Origin of the sequence: Streptomyces gottesmaniae (assembly GCF_031845845.1) — a bacterium.
Classification (GTDB): domain Bacteria; phylum Actinomycetota; class Actinomycetes; order Streptomycetales; family Streptomycetaceae; genus Streptomyces; species Streptomyces akebiae.
On record NZ_JAVRFJ010000017.1, the window covers coordinates 11,934 to 28,492 of the forward strand.

Sequence of the window (16,559 nt, forward strand, 5' to 3'; positions counted from 1 at the left end):
GGCCGGAAACCACCGAGATTCGTCAACCTGGGAGGGGAGGCGGGACGGTTGCGGCCTCGCCGGCCGCGAAGGCGGCCGGGGTGAGGCCGGTCCGGTCACGGAAGAAGCGGCCGAAGTTCGCGGGATCGGTGAAGCCGAGGTGGGCGGCCACGGCCCGGGCGTCCCATCGGGCACCTCCCAGCAGGCGCCGGGCTTCCAGGAGGCGCCGCTCGTCGATGAGTTCGCGTACTCCCTTGCCGGTGGCGTCCCGGGCGGCGCGGCTGAGGGTGCGGACCGAGCAGCCGAGCAGGTCGGCGTAGTCCGCGGCTTGGTGCAGTTCGCGAAAGTGCAGCTCCAAGGCGTCCAGGAAGCGTCCGTACCTGTCGGCGCGGCCCGTGCCGGCCGTGGCCGTGCCGATGGGGGCGATGTCCGGGGAGTCGGCCAGGCGCAGCAGCAGCGATTCGAGCAGGCTGCGCCGCAGGGCGTGGTGGACGGCGAGGGGGCGGCGCCCCAGTGCGCGGTGTTCGTCCAGGAGCTGGAGTGCCGTCTGCTGGAGCCAGACGGTGTCGTCGGGGTGCGGGCTGAGCACGGCAGGGGCGTCGTGCGCGGTGAGCGGGGCCAGGAGACGGGCGAGGTCGGGCCGCAGCACGTCCGGTTCGAACAGGATGAACGGGCCGCGGGCCGCGCCGGGCGGATGCCAGCACTGCGCGTGCCCGGGACGCACCCACAGCCACTGGCCGGGGGTGACGGTCCGCGTGACGTGGTCGACGTCGTGCCGCAGTTCACCCTCGGTGACCGCGATGAGGTAGTGGAAGGTGGCACGGCCCGGACGGGGCGGGTTCCACGGCCAGTCGTCGTGCTGGGCGAAGAAATCCTCGACGGTACTCACCTCAAGGCCGTAGGGAGTACCGACCGGGGGCTGGAAACCGTAGAGCGGGACCGCGGGTGGTCCGGCCGGGGTTCCGTTCGGGCCGGGGTGTCGCTTGTCGACCATCACGTGTCCGCAGCCTACAGCCCTTCTGGCCGGCTTCGACGGAAGGATGGGACGTACCGCCGCGACCGTGCGCCCACGCGACCGCACGCCCTCCGCGTCCTTCGATGGTCCTTCGATGGCCCTTTGATGCCACAGTCCGTCACCACCTGAGGAAGGCAACGCCCCATGAACGGATCGGCCCTGCACACGACCGCCGCCGACTGCGCGGAGGAACTCCCCGGAGCCCGGCTGGAGCATCCCTTCGGCCCCGCCTGGGAGGTCTACAAGGTGGGCGGCAAGGTGTTCATGCTGATGACCGAGGTCCCGGGACGCCCCGTGGTGATCCTCAAGGCGGACCCCGACGAGGCCCACGCCCTGCGGGAGCAGTACAGCCACATCACCCCCGGCTACCACATGAACAAGAAGCACTGGATCACCCTGGAGAGCGGAGAAGGCGTCGACGAGGAGCTCGTCAGGGAGCTCGTCACCGACTCCTACCGGCTCGTCGTCGCCCATCTGCCCAAGGCCGAGCGGCCTGTCGACCCGCACACCTACGGCACCGGCACGCGGGCACCCCGGTGACCGCGGCCGGTGACCGGCTCCAGGACACCGCCCGCCGGGCGGCCCTGGCTCTGCCCGACGTCAGCCACGGATACCCCTTCAGCTCGGGACTCGACGTGTACAAGGTCGCGGGCAAGGTGTTCCTGATCGTCACCGACGACCCGGACGAACAGATCATCACGGTCAAGTGCGAGCCCGAGCACGCGCGCGCACTGGAGCGCGGCCACGCCTCGATCACCCCGGGCCGCTACCTCGACAAACGCCACTGGATCTCACTGGGACCGGGCCCCGGTGTCACCGAGCGGCTGATCACCGACGCGGTCGAGGATTCCTACGACCTGGTCGCCGAGCGGCCACCGCGACGCGACCGCCCCGCCGTCCGACGATCGCCGCACCCTTCCGCGAACGGCTGAGTCCCACCGTCCTGTGGGACCACCACCCGTCGTCGGGAAGCGGGAGTTGGCTTTCAGAACGGCGAGTTCACCGACTCAACCACCCGCAGCGTCCACCCGCCCACAGCGTCCAGCACATCGAGGAGAACGTAGGCGCCGCCCACCCCGAGGACCACGCGCCCGCCCGGGACCCGAGCCACCCGGGACCCGAGCCACCCGGGACCCGAGCCGCCCTTCCTGAGGACACCGCCGGGGCCCTCACCCCGAGGGCGGTCCAGCACTGCCCGACGCAGGCGCCTCGGCCCGGGCAGAGAGGCCGGGCTCGGGATGGGCGACGAGCGCCAGGCGCCGGGCGATACAAAACCCCTGCCGACAACTCGACTCCCCCCGGAACCCCGAAGCGCACCGAACTCGCGACCGGGCCGCCCCCGGAGCCACCCGCCAGGCCCTCACCGCCAGGCTCTCACCGTCAGGTCCCTACCCGGGTGCCCTCACCCGAGAGCCCCCACCGCCAGCCACCGCCGACAAAAGACAGACCCCCGCCAGCCCTCCGCCCGACCCCGACAGTCAGACCCCCGACAGTCAGACCCCCGACAGCCAGACCCCCGACCTCAGCCCCCATCCCAGAGACCGACCTCAACCCTCACCCCTCCCGCGGCACCCCACTGGACCCCCGCACCATCAACTCCCCCCGCACGGTGGCGATCCCGCCCGGCGGCGGCTCCTCGCGCCCCATGGCGATCCGGCCGGCCCGGGCCCCCGCGTCCGACAGTGGCAACCGCACCGTCGTCAACGCCGGCACCGCGTCGATGCTGAAGGGCAGGTCGTCGAACCCGGCCACGGACACGTCGTCCGGGATGCGCAGCCCGGAGTCCCGGAGGGCCGCGCAAGCCCCCAGCGCCACCGTGTCGTTGGCGGCGACCACGGCCGTCAGGGAGGGATCCCGGCGCAACAGCTCCAGCGTCGCCTCGTACCCGGAGAGCCGGTCGTAGCGGCCGTAGACGGTCCATCTGGGGTCGTCCTCGATGCCGGCCGCCGCCAGCGCCGCGCGATGCCCCTCCAGCCGGTGGCGGGTCGTCGTCCGCTCCTCCGGCCCGGCGATGTACCCGAGGCGCCGGTGGCCCAGCCCGATCAGATGCTCGGTGAGCAGCTGACCGCCGCCCCGGTTGTCGAACGTGATCGCGATGGCCTCCGGCGTGGGCGGTCTCCCGCACAGCACCACACGCGTCCCGGCCTCCGCCAGCTTCCGCAGCTTGTTGCCGACGGCGGCCAGGTGTGCCGGGTCCTCGATGGCCCCACCGGTCAGCACCACGGCGGCGGCCCGCTGCCGCTGCAACAGCGTGAGGTACGTCAGCTCGCGCTCCGGGGAGCCGCCGGTGTTGCACACCACGCCCAGCCGCTCCCCGCCCGCGCGCCCGCCCGGCCCGCCGATCTCGGACTGGATGGCCGCGGCCATGATCCCGAAGAAGGGGTCGGCGATGTCGTTCACCAGGATGCCGACCAGGTCGGAGGTGGCGGCGGCGAGCGCGCTCGCGGGGCCGTTGAGGACGTAGTCCAGCTCGTCGACGGCCTTCAGTACCCGCTCGCGCGTGGACGCCGCCACCGGATAGTTCCCGTTGAGCACCCGGGAGACGGTCGCCGGCGACACCTGCGCACGGGCCGCCACGTCCGCCAGGGTCACAGTCATCGTTTTCTCGTCCTCCGGGTGCGCGTCTCGTTCGGGCTGTCGGGGAACCATACGACCGCGATCGCCGTTCGCCCCCTCGAACAACTCGACCCCCTCGCGGTCTTGTCCAGACCGCTGCTCAGAGGCTAGCTTCTCATTGGATAGAAAGCGCTTGCTGTGACGCTCACCCTTTCGTCGGGCGTACGCGGCGCCCGACGCGTACGCACAAACGAACGCACACCAACGAAAGGACCGGCCGTGACACGCAGAACCGTACGGATCGCCATGAACGGCGTGACGGGACGCATGGGCTACCGCCAGCACCTCGTCCGCTCGATCCTCGCCATCCGCGAGCAGGGCGGTCTCGACCTCGGCGACGGCACCGTGCTGTGGCCGGAGCCGATCCTCGTCGGCCGCCGCGAGCACGCGCTCAAGGCGCTCGCCGAGCAGCACGGTCTGGACCCGGCGAACGTCTCCACCGACGTCGACGCGGTCCTCGCGGACCCGACCGTCGAGATCTACTTCGACGCCCAGGTCACCTCGGCCCGCGAAGAGGCGATCAAGAAGGCGATCGCGGCGGGCAAGCACATCTACACCGAGAAGCCGACCGCCACCGGCCTCGACGGCGCCCTGGAGCTGGCCCGGCTCGCGAACGCCGCCGGCATCAAGCACGGCGTCGTCCAGGACAAGCTGTTCCTCCCGGGCCTGCTGAAGCTGAAGCGCCTCATCGACGGCGGCTTCTTCGGCCGCATCCTCTCCATCCGGGGCGAGTTCGGCTACTGGGTCTTCGAGGGCGACTGGCAGGAGGCCCAGCGCCCCTCCTGGAACTACCGCGCGGAGGACGGCGGCGGCATCGTCGTCGACATGTTCCCGCACTGGGAGTACGTGCTGCACGAGCTGTTCGGCCGTGTGAAGTCCGTCCAGGCGCTCACCGCCACGCACATCCCGCAGCGCTGGGACGAGCAGGACAAGCCCTACGACGCCACCGCCGACGACGCCGCGTACGGCATCTTCGAGCTGGACGGCGGCGCGATCGCCCAGATCAACTCCTCCTGGGCCGTCCGCGTCAACCGCGACGAGCTGGTGGAGTTCCAGGTCGACGGCACGGAGGGTTCGGCGGTCGCGGGCCTGCGCAACTGCCGGGTCCAGCACCGCTCCGCCACCCCCAAGCCGGTGTGGAACCCCGACATCCCCGCCACCTACTCCTTCCGCGACCAGTGGCAGGAGGTGCCCGACAACGCCGAGTTCGACAACGGCTTCAAGGCGCAGTGGGAGCTGTTCTTCAAGCACGTCTACGCCGACGCGCCCTACCACTGGGACCTGCTGGCCGGCGCCCGTGGCGTCCAGCTCGCCGAACTGGGCCTGAAGTCCTCCGCCGAGGGCGTCCGTCTCGACGTACCGGAGATCCAGCTGTGACGATCCAACTCCCGGACGGGAACGGCGGTTTCAAGGCCTACACCCCCCGTACCGAACCCCTGGCGGTGTCCCCGGGCACCCCCCTCACCTCCCGTACGGTCTTCTCGGCGGCGCACGTCGTCGCGGACCCCTTCGCGGACGTGTCCCCGGACTCGCCCGCCGCCGTCGACTGGGACGCCACCCTCGCCTTCCGCCGTCACCTGTGGTCGCACGGCCTGGGTGTCGCGGAGGCGATGGACACCGCGCAGCGCGGCATGGGCCTCGACTGGGCGGGCGCGGCGGAGCTGATCCGCCGCAGCGCCGCCGAGGCGAAGGCGGTCGGCGGCCGGATCGCCTGCGGCGTCGGCACCGACCAGCTCACGGGCCCCGTCTCCCTGCCGGAGATCCGTAAGGCGTACGAGGAGCAGCTGGCGCTCGTCGAGGAGTCGGGCGCCCAGGCGATCCTGATGGCCTCGCGCGCGCTGGCCGCCGCCGCGCAGGCCCCCGAGGACTACCTCGAGGTCTACGGCCACCTGCTCCGGCAGGCCGCCGAGCCGGTCGTCCTGCACTGGCTGGGCCCCATGTTCGACCCGGCGCTGGAGGGCTACTGGGGCTCGTCGGACCTCGACGCGGCCACGGAGACCTTCCTCGCGGTCATCGCGGCGCACCCCGACAAGGTCGACGGCATCAAGGTCTCGCTGCTGGACGCGCAGCGCGAGGTCGACATCCGTCGCCGGCTCCCGCAGGGTGTCCGCTGCTACACGGGCGACGACTTCAACTACCCCGAGCTGATCGCGGGCGACGAGAAGGGCTTCAGCCACGCGCTGCTCGGCATCTTCGACCCGCTGGGCCCGCTGGCGGCCGAGGCGGTGCGTGTCCTGGACACGGGTGACGTGAAGGGCTTCCGGGAGCTCCTGGACCCGACCGTCGAGCTGTCCCGCCACCTCTTCCAGACCCCGACCCGCTTCTACAAGACGGGCGTGGTCTTCCTGGCGTGGCTGGCCGGACACCAGTCCCACTTCACGATGGTCGGCGGCCTCCAGTCGGCCCGCTCCCTCCCGCACTTCGCCCGTGCCTACGAACTCGCCGACGGCCTGGGCCTGTTCCCGGACCCGGCGCTCGCGGAGGCCCGGATGAGGAACCTGCTCTCCCTGTACGGAGTGGACCAGTGAGCACCGGAACCGGACTTGAGCGCTTCAGCATCAACCAGATGACGGTCAAGCAGCTGTCGATGCCCGAACTGGTCGACGGCTGCACCGAGTTGGGCATCCCGGGCGTGGGCCTGTGGCGCGAGCCGGTGGCCGAGTACGGCCTGGAGGCGACGGCCAAGCTGGTCCGCGACGCGGGCCTCGCGGTCACCACCCTCTGCCGGGGCGGCTTCTTCACGGCGATCGACCCGGCCGAGCGGGCGGCGGCCCTGGCCGACAACCGCAAGGCGATCGACGAGGCGGCGACGCTCGGCACGGACACGCTGGTCCTGGTCTCGGGCGGCCTCCCGGCCGGTTCGAAGGACCTGCACGGAGCGCGCGAGCGCATCGCGGACGCGCTGGCGGACCTGGGCCCGTACGCGGCGTCGAACGGCGTCCGTCTCGCGATCGAGCCCCTGCACCCCATGTTCGCCTCGGACCGCTGCGTGGTGTCGACGCTGTCGCAGGCGCTGGACATCGCGGAACGCTTCCCGGCGGAGCAGGTGGGCGTGACCGTGGACACGTACCACATCTGGTGGGACGACACGGCCCCGGCGGCGATCGCCCGCGCGGGTGCCTCCGGCCGCATCCACACCTTCCAACTCGCCGACTGGATCACCCCGTTGCCCCAGGGCGTGCTGACGGGCCGGGGCCAGATCGGTGACGGCGCGATCGACATGCGCGAGTGGAAGTCCTACGTCGAGGCGGCCGGCTACACGGGCCCCATCGAGGTCGAACTCTTCAACGACGACCTGTGGGCGGGCGACGGCCGCGAACTGCTCGCGCAGACGGCTCGGCGCTTCGTGGAGCACGCGGCGTGACCTCCGGGTGTCGGGCTGGGGGGAACGACACCCGGCCCGCCACCCCGGGTCAGAGTCAGACTTCTCTGACCTCGACCAGCTTGCCGCAGAGCGGCTTGAGATCGTCGAGGTCGGAGGTCAGGACGGTCACGGGGGGCTGTGCCGCGCGGGCGGTGGCGGCGACGATCGCGTCCAGGGCGTACTTGTGCCCGCCGCTCCTGCCGCTGTCCTTCATCCGCGCGACGGCCTCTCTGGCGGTCTCCTTGGTGACCGGCTCCACTACGAGCCTGGAGAGAGCCCAGGAGAGGCGGGCGCCGTGTGCGCCTTGTGGGTCGGCCTCGACGATGGTCGCCGCGCTGGTGACCACCCGGACGTCCCGCTTACGGGCGGCGGCGAGCCGAGCGGTCATCGTCCGGTCGGCCCGCAGGTACAGGGAGAGGGCCTCACTGTCGAGAACCCAGGTCCCGCTCACGCCACCGCCCGGTCGCCCCGGCCTTCGCCGAACATCTCGCGCTCGGCCGCGTCGATCTCCTCCTGGGTGAGGGGGCCGTGCATGTCCTCGTTCGCGGCGATGAGTTCGTCGAGCTGGTCCCGCTCGATCTGCCGCTGAATCGCGGCCTCCACGTAGGCGGAGATGCCGCGCTTGCCGACGCGGGAGCGGAGGGCCGCGATGGTGCCCTCGTGGACGGAGACCGAGACGGACTTGGTCGGGCCCTCGCCGGGCCCGTAGGTGTGGTCACTCACACGCCCAATCTAGCAAAACTTTTATTAGAACGTGCTGCCGTCAAAAGGGGAGGTCACGAGGGCTTACCGGAGGGGGATCACGACGGCCATGCTCGCCACGATGCCGAGGAGCATGACCGTGTAGTGCCTGGCCTTCAGCTTCTCGATGGGGCGGCCCAGTCGGACCAGCTCCTCCTGGCGTCTGAACCATCCGGCGAAGCTGACGCGCATGAGGGCGAAGTAGATCGCGACGCCGATGAACAACAGCAGGGCGGTGCGGGGATCCCCGTCCTCGTCCTCGGGCAGCCCCCGCAGGGCCGCGTAGGCGGCCACGGCCAGGACGAGCAGGACCGTCTCCCACTTGCCCCTCCGCGTGCCGGGGAACAGCGACGCGAACACCACCGCCAGGGCGACGCCGGCCACGGCGGCGGCGATCCGCAGCGTCCCCATCGTCCACACCTCCTACAGAAATCCGGCCATGAGCGCCACGACCGCGGTGAAGGCGAGGAAGAAGACGACGGTCTGCCTGGTGGTCAGTCTCTCCCACGGCCGGCCCGAACGCGCCCGCTCCTGCTGCCGCCTGATGTGACCGGCGAAGACGACACGCATGAGCGCCAGGCAGAGCGCGACGGCCGTGAACAGCATCAGGGAGACGGGATCCCCGTCGGCCTCCTCGGCCGGAACCGTCAGTCCCACGAAGACGGCCGCCGCCAGGACGGGCAGGACGGCCTTCCACCAGTCCTTCCTCGCGGGTATCAGCGACGCCAACGCCGTGGCCAACGCGACCCCGGCCACGGCGGCGGCGATCCACCACTCGGTGCGCGAGAAGTGGGAGGTGAGCATGGGCGTCCTTCGGGTCAGGGGGGCGGGTCGATCACGACGTGTGACTCGCTTTCCTGGTCAGGGGTTGCGCGAGAACCGCCCGGTCAGCATGCGTGACCAGCCTTGAGGCTGTCGTTGGCTGCCCGTCCACAGGCGTCTTGCCGTCGCGTCTACCGCACCTCCCGCGCCCGGTACTCCGTCGGCGACACCCCGTACGCCCCCCGGAACGCCCGTGTGAAGTCGGAGGCGCGCACCAGGCCCCAGCGGGTGGCGATGGTGTGGACGGGGGTGGTGGCGAGGCCGGGGTCGGCCAGGTCGCGGCGGGCGCCTTCGAGACGCTGGCTGCGGATCCAGGCCGCCACCGTCTCCCCGGGGACGTCCTCCTGGAACAGCCGGTGCAGATAGCTCAGCGAGATGTGGTGCGCCGCGGCTATCACCGGCGGTGTCAGTTCAGGGTCGTGCAGGTTCTGCCGGATGAACGCCCGTATCCGCGTCGTCAGCGCCCGCTCCCGCGTCTCCGGCGGCAACGCGTCCTCCGCCTCCAGCACCCGCGCGAACCAGGCGGACAGCAGGTCCACCAGGACGGTGCCCAGGCGTGGCGCGTCGGACGGCTGGAGGGAGTCGGCCTGCTGCTCCAGACCGGTGAGGAACCCGGTCAGCAGCGCGCCCACCCCGTCCGTCGCCGCCAGCCGCCGCCCCAGCAACGGCCGGACCCGCGCGGTCGGCAGCGGCAGCAGCGCCTTGGGGAAGTCCAGGCCGACACCCCAGATCACCTGACGCCCCGGACCGGCCGGCGCGTGCACCTCGTACGGCCGCGACGAGTCGCTCAGCCACAGGTCGCTCGGGCCGTACGCCTCTGTCCGCCCCACATGCTCGAACCCCAGCCCGCCGCCGAGCACCAGCGACAGGTGGTACATCTCCGGGTCGGACCTCCGCACCAGCTTCTCGGTACGCCGGAACCCGGTCGCCAGATGCGCCGTCGGCCACACCAGCACCGGGCCCAGCTCCATCAGCCGCTGCCGCGCCCAGAAGTCGTCGGCGAACTCGCAGCGCATCTCGCTGGGCGCGATCGCCCGGTGCATCAACTCCCGCCAGTAGTCGAACCGGTGCTCCGCGGGCAGGTCATCGCTCCGGAACACGGTTCCGATCACGCGGGTCCCCCCTGGGTCAGCTCGCCCGTCCACTCGGTGAGCTTGTCGGTGCTCATTCACCGCATCCTGGCACAGCACCCCCGAAGCACTCCCGAAGCACCCCCACCACACCCTCTACGGTGGCCCGCATGACCGACGACAGCTTCTGGACCCTCCCGCCCGACCGTGTGGTGCGCGGCTCCATGGGCCACTGCAACCTCACCGTCCTCCTCCCGCCGTTCGACGTCGACGCGGGCGCGCTTCCCGCCAACGACCCCGCTCGGGCGGCTGAGTTCGCCGCGTCCTTCGGCACCGTCGACGAGATCCTGGAGGACCTCGGCCCCCGGTCCGTCCTGGACGTGCCCTACCCGTACGTGCGGACCGACCTGGACGTCGTACAGGCCGCCGTGTGGGGCCACGTCCTCGGCTTCAGCGATCCGGCGCTGGCCGACGCCGGCGACGACAACCCGCTGCTGTCCGAGGCGCGTTCGCTGCGTGAGTGGTACCCGGACGCACGCATCGTCGGCCGTGTCGACTTCCATGGCGGGGCTTCCCACACCGAGGACCTCGTCTGGCTGCCCGACGGAACCATGTTCCACGCCGCGGGCTGGGCCGGGGACGAGCCGTTCGAGGTGACCGGCGATCCGGCCGCCGTCGCCTCCGCCCTCGGCATCCCCGCCGAGAAGCTGGCGGACCTCGGCCTCGACGAGGAGGACCCGGCCGACATCCCCTGGGCCGACCTCGCCGCCCTGGCCCTGGCCGAGTCCGACCCCTGGGGGCGCCGACAGCTCCACACCACGGCCTTCCGCGTACGGCACACCGAGTTCGCCACGTCGACGATGGAGGAGCTGTACTTCGTCGAAGGCTGACGGGGCGCCCACACAGTGCGCGACCGCGCTCCCGGTGCGGCCGACCGCGGATGTCAGTGGGGCGTCCTAGGGTGGCGGATCATTCGCCACTCACGGGGCAACACGAGGCAACACGAGGCAAGGGGTCGGGGCATGACAGAGGTCGTACTGTTCCATCACTCCCAGGGGCTGACCTCCGGAGTCGTCGCCTTCGCCGACGAACTCCGCGCGGCGGGCCACACCGTGCACACACCCGACCTCTTCGAGGGGCGCACGTTCGGCTCCGTCGAGGAGGGCATGGGTTACGTGCGGCAGGTCGGGTTCGGCGAGATCACCGAGCGCGGTGTCCGCGCGGCAGAACCGCTGCCGCGGGACGCCGTGTACGCGGGGTTCTCGCTCGGCGTGGTGCCCGCGCAGAAACTGGCGCAGACGCGGGCGGGCGCGCGGGGCGCGCTCCTGTTCGACGCCTGCATCCCCGTCTCGGAGTTCGGCGCCGCGTGGCCCGACGGGGTGCCGGTGCAGGTGCACGCCAAGGAGGCCGACCCGTTCTTCGCCGAGGACATCGACGCCGCCCGCGACCTCGTCTCAGCTCGCGCCGACGCGGAGCTGTTCCTCTACCGTTCCTGGGCAGTGAGCGGGAGTGAGTCCGCGCACTGGCACGCCCCGAACGGTCTTGGGCGCACTGGTCCCCGGCGTACTCAGCCCCGGGGCGGCGACACACATCGCGTGCATGGTCCGGTCCCGGGAGGCCAGTTCCCTGTACGACCTGGCCATGTGGCTACGGCCAGAGGCGACGGGGAGGCCCTGAACCATCTCGCTGGTGGAGCAGGGGCCCCGCACGCTGGCACCGCACCCGGCGTCCCAGATCGCGCTGATGACGCTACCCCGACCGGCCCACACCACCACAAGCCCGCGAGCCGACCATCACACGATCGAGCTAAACCGGCTTTATCCGCGATCCCTGGCGAGCAGTTCCAACCCCGGCGACCAGCACCTGTTCGCGGACGCCTCGCTGCCCTTCCACGACCCTGCCGCCGCCGCGCTCCTGACCCGCCGGGCGATCGAGTTCCTCGGCTCGCTCCAGACGTCCAACGGCCGCCGGGTCGTGTGAGAGTCCTGTGAGGCCCCTGTGGCGCCCGGCGCAGCCGCTCGCCGGGCGGAGGGAACGTCCCTGACGAGGCGCGCTTTGGCCGACGGAGCCAGTGGGCGACATCAACTGCCCACTTCTTGCTCACAATTGATGCTCCGTTGACAACACCACCAACGCCGTTCAACGCCAACAATCCCCTGATTACGCCGACTTACAGCTCTATGGTGAGCCGCGGCGCGTACACGTCACGGGGGCCTCGCGCGCCACCCACACCCCCTCAGTGCCCCCCACAACGAGGGAAGACGTCATCTTTAATCGAGCTCTCCAGATACCCAGACGGTGGCGGCTCACAGCACGCTTCACGGCCGCCGCGGGGCTGGCCGCCGCCGTCACCCTGACCGGCCTGCCCGGCATACCCGTCGACGACACCGCCGCCGCCGGACCGGCCGTCTCCGCCAAACTCAAGCCCGGCTACGACAAGCGCCGCTGCGACGTCCGCAACGGCCTGCCGCCCGCCACCAGGACCCCGGCGAACTCCGGGCTCCCCAACAGCCCGCTCGGCAACTTCCACAAGGCCGACAACCTGCCGACGAACTTCGAGTTCGACCTCCCCGGCCAGGCGTACGACGGGCTCACGACGCCCACGCCGGAGGAGGAGGCGAAGGCCCGTTCCCAGGTCCCGGGCGACACGGAGAAGAACTACAAGGCCTGGCGGAAGATCGCCGACGCCTCCGGCAAGCCCGCCGACCGCGCCATGGAGATCTACGCCCGGTGGCTGAACACCGGCAAGAAGAAGCCGTTCAAGCAGTGGTTCGACAAGATCTACATCCGTAACCAGACCAACCTGCGCAAGGGCGCCGGCTTCGAGGCGAAACTCGTCCGGGACTACAAGCTCATCGGCCCCGACTGGCTCTGCGAGGTCTACGTCGAGCTGTTCGACGCCGAGGGCAACAAGGTCGGCGAACGCCGCTACGACGCCTACAACAGGCGCACCAAGGAGTTCAACGAGTTCAAGTCGGACTCCAAGCCGAGGGCCGACCAGCTCGCCAAGGACCGGGTCGTCGCCCGCTCGCTGAAGGACCACACCTTCCGCTACACCGGCGCGAAGAAGTTCACCGCCGGCCAGCAGGCGTCGATCGACGACTTCAACCGCGAACTCGAACGCGAGCGCGGCAAGCCCAACCAGGTGCGCGGCAACCAGCGCCTCTACAACCCGGTCGCCAGGACCACCCCCATCAAGGGTTACTCCGACCACCAGCGCTGGTTCGCCCCCGGCTGCCAGACAGGCGGCGGCGCACAGACCATGGCCGCCTCCGCCAACAGCTGCGGCACCCGGGGCCCGGCCAACCAGCGCGCCCTCGGCTCCGGCCGCACCCTGGAGGAGGCCAAGCAGATCCAGGCCGAGGCCCGTCGCCTCGACACCCGGGGCACCCTCCCCAGGGGAGGCCCCGGCGGCATCGACTTCACCAGCCTCGAACTGCGCTACGTCGGCGGCCTCGGCAAGGGCAAGGGCATGCAGTACAGCATGCGCGCCGACCAGATGCCCGACCCGGACACCAACCCCGGCTGGGGCGGCGAGGCGAAGATGCAGCTCGCCTCCGACGCGATGTTCACCTGGCTCGCGCTGACGCCGGACAAGTTCTGGGTCAACCTCAACCCGGACGAGCCCGACCGCGTCATGGACTCCAAGTTCGCCTCCACCGACGCCGGTCGCATCCTGCTCGAAGCCGACCTTCAGATGAAGCACGACTTCTACAAGGCCATGGACCCCAAGACCGATCTCGGCAGGCGGTACTGGGCGGCCCTGCCCAAACAGAACGGCAACCCGTGCATGCCGGGCCTGCGGAACTGGATCGAGCCCAAGCCCGCGCAGGTGCGCGAGCAGGACGGCGGCATCTACATCCTCGACGCCCCGCTGGCCCTGAAGTCGACCGCGCAGGAGACCGTCACCGAGGGGCCCGGCGAGCCGATCTGCGACCCGAACGACGCCGAGATCGCGGCCGCCCAGGCGGTCATCGACTCGATGATCGTCCCCGAGGTCGAGAAGCAGATCAACACGGCCCCGCACTACGCCGACCTGCGCCGCGTCTACACCTCGCGGGTCGCCGCCGAGTACATCCGCCAGCAGGACGCGAAGAACCCGACCGACTTCCGGTCGATCATCAACAGCGACGACGTCGAGGCGTGGCCGCTGCGCGCCCCGAACCAGAACTGGGACAAGGACGAGCTGTTCCGCAAGTACCGGAAGATCTACACCGAGGGCGAGTTCACGTACGACGTGGACACCGCGCAGGGCGTCCGGGTCTACATCGTCGGCGGTGTGGACTTCTCCAAGCAGCCCAAGCGGAACATCACCCGCACGCAGTTCAACGTCGAGAACCGGGACCTCGACAACACCACCGTCAACTCCCGGAAGTCCGACGACACGTCCTACCGGGACACCGACACGCTCTATCTCGGCGGCGGCAAGGTGACCGGCTCCGGCGGCGGTGACACACCGAAGCCGCCGCCGACGCAGGACCCCGACCCGACACCGAGCGACGATCCCACCGACGACCCGGGCAAGCCGGACCCGACGCCGTCACAGGACCCGACCCCGGGCGCCCCTGGCGACCAGCCGAAGCCGCCGGGCGGCGACCTCGCGGACACCGGCTCGAACACCCCGGTGGGCCTCTTCGCCGCGCTCGCGGCAGCGCTGGCCGCTGTGGGAGGCGGGCTGGTGTGGTGGATGCGCCGGCGCGGGATCAGCCTCGGGAGGCGTACGGGATGAAGTCGGCCCAGGCGCCGGAGGAGAGGATGAGCTGAGGCCCGTCCGCGTTCTTCGAATCGCGGACGTGGATGGCAGTGGGGGCGGCGGCTACTTCGACACAGTCGCCGTCCCCGCCGCTGCTGTGGCTCGACTTGAACCAGGCAAGGTCGTTGGTGCTCATAGGTCCCCTCGCATCTGCCGCAACAGGCCCAGGGAGTCTTCGGAGGTAAGAGCCTGTGCACGCATCCTGGCATACCGCTTGTGCAGGACGCTGACCTCTTTCGCGTCGGATACGAGCAGGCCGCCTCGCTGCCCTTCGCAGTAGCCGTACCAGCGGTTTTCGGCGGTCTCCAGCAGTTGCATGGGGCCGTCGAGCCCCGCGTGAGTCTCGCGCACTTGCGGCATGACTTGAATCTCGATGTTCCGCAGCTCGGCGATCTCCAAGACGTGATCGATGAGTTGCCGCGTCGTCTCGACGCCTCCCGTTCGCCGGACGAACAACCCCTCCTCCAGGATGAAGCTGAACTCGGTGTTCGGCCGCTCCCGCAACAGCCGCTGTCGCTCCGCGCGAGCCACCCACTGCGCCTCGACCTGTTCGTCGCCCAGGGGTGGCAGTTGGTGGTTGAACAGCGTCCGCGCGTAGGCCTCCGTCTGCAACAGCCCCGGGATCAACCGGCACTCATACGTGTACAGGGTGATCGCCGTCGCCTCCAGCCCCGCCCACTTCCTGAACCAAGCCGCCAACCCCGGCTGTCGCCCCAGATGCTGAGCCGCGCGGATCAGCGCCCCCGTGTTCCCCAGCGCCCGATCCACCCCCTCCACGAACGCCGCGTCCGGCATCCGCCGCCCCAGCTCCACCGAAGCCACCATGTGCTTGGAGTAACCGATGACCTCGGCCAACTCCTCCCGGCTCAACCCCGCGTGCTCGCGCAGCGCCTGGACCATCGCCCCGAACGTCCGCAGACTGTCGGACGATTCCGGCTCGCCGCCCCCGCCGATCCCCACCACGCCGCCGCTGTCGGCCACCACCGGCCACCTCCCGCGCACCCGCCCACCGAACCACACCGTTCAACGCCCATGGTTACGCCACGTCACCAGTACCGTCCAGTGCGTCACCGCGTACGCTCACGCAGCGTACGCGGCGCGGTGCTGGCGAACGGGCCTTTCCGCAGGCCACATTGGCGACATGACCGCACCGCCCGCCGCGCGACACACGCTCACGGCCCCGACGTTCGCACGACGCTTCAGCTCGACCCCGCTGGGCGCCCGCTCGGCGAGACACCTGGCCCTGAAACAGCTGCACGCCTGGGGCATCCGCTACGGCTCGGAGGAGTCGGAGCGGGCGGCGGTGGTCGTGGCGGAGCTGGCGGCCAACGCGGTGACGCACGGCCGCGTCCCGGGCCGGGACTTCGAACTGCGCCTCTCGCTGCCCACCGGCTCCCTCCGCATCGAGATCACCGACACCCGAGCCGAACGCCTGCCGCCACGCCCCGGCACTGTACGGCAGGCCCGCCCGCTCGCGGAGGAGGGGCGCGGCCTGCTGCTCGTCGACGCGCTGGCCGACCGCTGGGAGGTCCAGGACCGCAGACCGCCCGGCAAGACGATCCTGGCCGAGATCGACCTGCCGCGCTGGCTGTCGCTGGTCAGGCGGCTAGGAGTTACAGCTCCCGGGCAGGTAGCTGTAGCCGTCGAGGAATAGGAGAGGTCCCAGGACGGGGTCCTGAACCACTTCCCAGGACGATACGAAAGGTGACTCCCCCGGCACGTGGAAGGTCATGGTCTGGGCGTCGCTGACGACAACACCCGAGAACCCCGCGCTGCCCCTGCTCGCCATGAACTCACCGGTACTGGCGAACTCATACGTCCAGTGCCCTTCGGCGTTGCTGCCGCCGCACCAGACACCGACGACGCTCTCGGGCACCGACGCCTCGACCGGCTCGATGAGCTCCGTGGGTTCCTCAGTGGGCTCTTCGGTCGGCTCTTCGGTCGGTTCCTCCGTACGTTCATCGGTCGGTTCCTCCGTCGGTTCCTCCGTGAACCCCTCTGTCGGATCCTCTGTCGGTTCCTCCGTGGGCTCGTCCGTCGGTTCCTCCGTGTAGTCGTAGGTCGAAGTGTCTCCGGAGTCGTTCGGCGAGGAGTCCGGCCCGCAGGCGCTCGTGGTCAGCAGCGCGGCTATGAGAAGCGCCGCACACACGGCGCCGCGGCGGGCGGCAAGGGAGAGGGGCAGCATGAAGGTCTCCTGAA

Annotated in this window: 19 protein-coding genes and 1 pseudogene; 10 read left to right on the plus strand and 10 right to left on the minus strand. The window is 70.6% G+C overall.

What is annotated here, in order from left to right:
- Positions 1-22 precede the first annotated feature (22 nt).
- On the minus strand, positions 23-868 hold the full coding sequence (locus tag RM704_RS20175) for a helix-turn-helix domain-containing protein (RefSeq protein ID WP_311590954.1): 846 nt from the start codon (positions 866-868) through the stop codon (positions 23-25).
- 270 nt (positions 869-1,138) lie between these two features.
- Between RM704_RS20175 and RM704_RS20180 the strand changes: the two genes are divergently transcribed.
- Both RM704_RS20180 and RM704_RS20185 read left to right on the plus strand, forming a co-directional pair.
- On the plus strand, positions 1,139-1,534 hold the full coding sequence (locus tag RM704_RS20180) for an MmcQ/YjbR family DNA-binding protein (RefSeq protein WP_033531293.1): 396 nt from the start codon (positions 1,139-1,141) through the stop codon (positions 1,532-1,534).
- Positions 1,531-1,926 carry an MmcQ/YjbR family DNA-binding protein gene (locus RM704_RS20185; protein ID WP_033531294.1) on the plus strand — a complete coding sequence of 132 codons (396 nt, stop codon included), beginning with the start codon at positions 1,531-1,533 and terminating at the stop codon, positions 1,924-1,926. The genes RM704_RS20180 and RM704_RS20185 overlap by 4 nt, the downstream gene beginning before the upstream one ends.
- A 622-nt stretch (positions 1,927-2,548) precedes the next feature.
- On the opposite strand, the gene RM704_RS20190 is transcribed toward RM704_RS20185, so the two are convergent.
- Positions 2,549-3,592: a LacI family DNA-binding transcriptional regulator gene (locus RM704_RS20190; RefSeq protein WP_033531295.1), complete on the minus strand. Its 1,044-nt coding sequence runs from the start codon at positions 3,590-3,592 to the stop codon at positions 2,549-2,551.
- A 237-nt stretch (positions 3,593-3,829) separates the two neighbouring features.
- On the opposite strand from RM704_RS20190, the gene RM704_RS20195 reads away from it, so the two are divergent.
- From RM704_RS20195 to RM704_RS20205, 3 genes are read left to right on the plus strand one after another with little or no spacing between them, the layout of a single operon-like run.
- Positions 3,830-4,987 (plus strand): Gfo/Idh/MocA family protein, encoded by a 1,158-nt coding sequence (locus RM704_RS20195; protein WP_033531296.1) that lies wholly within the window; start codon positions 3,830-3,832, stop codon positions 4,985-4,987.
- Positions 4,984-6,138: a dihydrodipicolinate synthase family protein gene (locus RM704_RS20200; protein ID WP_033531297.1), complete on the plus strand. Its 1,155-nt coding sequence runs from the start codon at positions 4,984-4,986 to the stop codon at positions 6,136-6,138. Before RM704_RS20195 ends, RM704_RS20200 begins: the two co-directional genes overlap by 4 nt.
- A gap of 38 nt (positions 6,139-6,176) precedes the next feature.
- Complete coding sequence (locus RM704_RS20205) at positions 6,177-6,974, plus strand: sugar phosphate isomerase/epimerase family protein (protein WP_192829823.1); 798 nt, start codon at positions 6,177-6,179, stop codon at positions 6,972-6,974.
- A gap of 55 nt (positions 6,975-7,029) precedes the next feature.
- Here RM704_RS20205 and RM704_RS20210 read toward each other — a convergent pair whose 3' ends face one another.
- From RM704_RS20210 to RM704_RS20230, 5 genes are all read right to left on the minus strand, one after another.
- Positions 7,030-7,425, minus strand: coding sequence for a hypothetical protein (locus RM704_RS20210; protein ID WP_033531299.1), 396 nt, complete (start codon positions 7,423-7,425; stop codon positions 7,030-7,032).
- Positions 7,422-7,697 carry a hypothetical protein gene (locus RM704_RS20215; protein ID WP_033531300.1) on the minus strand — a complete coding sequence of 92 codons (276 nt, stop codon included), beginning with the start codon at positions 7,695-7,697 and terminating at the stop codon, positions 7,422-7,424. The genes RM704_RS20210 and RM704_RS20215 overlap by 4 nt, the downstream gene beginning before the upstream one ends.
- 63 nt (positions 7,698-7,760) lie before the next feature.
- Positions 7,761-8,126, minus strand: coding sequence for a hypothetical protein (locus tag RM704_RS20220; protein WP_033531301.1), 366 nt, complete (start codon positions 8,124-8,126; stop codon positions 7,761-7,763).
- Between the two features lie 12 nt (positions 8,127-8,138).
- Positions 8,139-8,519 (minus strand): hypothetical protein, encoded by a 381-nt coding sequence (locus RM704_RS20225; protein WP_033531302.1) that lies wholly within the window; start codon positions 8,517-8,519, stop codon positions 8,139-8,141.
- A 149-nt stretch (positions 8,520-8,668) separates the two neighbouring features.
- A complete protein-coding gene (locus RM704_RS20230) occupies positions 8,669-9,649 on the minus strand; it encodes a helix-turn-helix domain-containing protein (protein ID WP_033531303.1) in 981 nt (326 codons plus the stop codon).
- Positions 9,650-9,777: 128 nt separating this feature from the next.
- Between RM704_RS20230 and RM704_RS20235 the strand changes: the two genes are divergently transcribed.
- The 4 genes and pseudogenes from RM704_RS20235 (at position 9,778) to RM704_RS20250 (ending at position 14,336) form a co-directional block, all read left to right on the plus strand.
- A complete protein-coding gene (locus tag RM704_RS20235; protein ID WP_311590957.1) occupies positions 9,778-10,497 on the plus strand; it encodes a DUF6333 family protein in 720 nt (239 codons plus the stop codon).
- Positions 10,498-10,629: 132 nt separating this feature from the next.
- Positions 10,630-11,094 (plus strand): annotated as a pseudogene (locus RM704_RS20240) (dienelactone hydrolase family protein); the annotation flags it as partial.
- A gap of 202 nt (positions 11,095-11,296) precedes the next feature.
- On the plus strand, positions 11,297-11,587 hold the full coding sequence (locus tag RM704_RS20245) for a hypothetical protein (protein ID WP_033531306.1): 291 nt from the start codon (positions 11,297-11,299) through the stop codon (positions 11,585-11,587).
- A 259-nt stretch (positions 11,588-11,846) separates the two neighbouring features.
- The gene (locus tag RM704_RS20250; protein ID WP_052146450.1) at positions 11,847-14,336 is read left to right on the plus strand and encodes a hypothetical protein; all 2,490 of its coding nucleotides are present in this window, start codon (positions 11,847-11,849) and stop codon (positions 14,334-14,336) included.
- Here the strand turns inward: RM704_RS20250 and RM704_RS20255 are convergent.
- Both RM704_RS20255 and RM704_RS20260 read right to left on the minus strand, forming a co-directional pair.
- Entirely contained in the window at positions 14,311-14,496 is a 186-nt protein-coding gene (locus RM704_RS20255; protein WP_033531307.1) for a DUF397 domain-containing protein, read from the minus strand. The genes RM704_RS20250 and RM704_RS20255 overlap by 26 nt on opposite strands.
- On the minus strand, positions 14,493-15,344 hold the full coding sequence (locus tag RM704_RS20260; RefSeq protein ID WP_033531308.1) for a helix-turn-helix domain-containing protein: 852 nt from the start codon (positions 15,342-15,344) through the stop codon (positions 14,493-14,495). The genes RM704_RS20255 and RM704_RS20260 overlap by 4 nt, the downstream gene beginning before the upstream one ends.
- A gap of 157 nt (positions 15,345-15,501) precedes the next feature.
- On the opposite strand from RM704_RS20260, the gene RM704_RS20265 reads away from it, so the two are divergent.
- Positions 15,502-16,014 (plus strand): ATP-binding protein, encoded by a 513-nt coding sequence (locus tag RM704_RS20265; RefSeq protein WP_033531309.1) that lies wholly within the window; start codon positions 15,502-15,504, stop codon positions 16,012-16,014.
- Here RM704_RS20265 and RM704_RS20270 read toward each other — a convergent pair.
- Positions 15,967-16,545: a hypothetical protein gene (locus RM704_RS20270; RefSeq protein ID WP_033531310.1), complete on the minus strand. Its 579-nt coding sequence runs from the start codon at positions 16,543-16,545 to the stop codon at positions 15,967-15,969. The two genes, RM704_RS20265 and RM704_RS20270, sit on opposite strands and share 48 nt — an antisense overlap.
- Positions 16,546-16,559 lie beyond the last annotated feature (14 nt).

Excerpts from the sequence above, each read along its gene's own strand:
- RM704_RS20180 (WP_033531293.1), top strand. The coding sequence starts at position 1,139 with ATGAACGGATCGGCCCTGCACACGACCGCCGCCGACTGCGCGGAGGAA.
- RM704_RS20190 (WP_033531295.1), bottom strand. The coding sequence starts at position 3,592 with ATGACTGTGACCCTGGCGGACGTGGCGGCCCGTGCGCAGGTGTCGCCG.
- RM704_RS20205 (WP_192829823.1), top strand. The coding sequence starts at position 6,177 with ATGACGGTCAAGCAGCTGTCGATGCCCGAACTGGTCGACGGCTGCACC.
- RM704_RS20220 (WP_033531301.1), bottom strand. The coding sequence starts at position 8,126 with ATGGGGACGCTGCGGATCGCCGCCGCCGTGGCCGGCGTCGCCCTGGCG.
- RM704_RS20225 (WP_033531302.1), bottom strand. The coding sequence starts at position 8,519 with ATGCTCACCTCCCACTTCTCGCGCACCGAGTGGTGGATCGCCGCCGCC.
- RM704_RS20235 (WP_311590957.1), top strand. The coding sequence starts at position 9,778 with ATGACCGACGACAGCTTCTGGACCCTCCCGCCCGACCGTGTGGTGCGC.
- RM704_RS20255 (WP_033531307.1), bottom strand. The coding sequence starts at position 14,496 with ATGAGCACCAACGACCTTGCCTGGTTCAAGTCGAGCCACAGCAGCGGC.
- RM704_RS20265 (WP_033531309.1), top strand. The coding sequence starts at position 15,502 with ATGACCGCACCGCCCGCCGCGCGACACACGCTCACGGCCCCGACGTTC.
- RM704_RS20270 (WP_033531310.1), bottom strand. The coding sequence starts at position 16,545 with ATGCTGCCCCTCTCCCTTGCCGCCCGCCGCGGCGCCGTGTGTGCGGCG.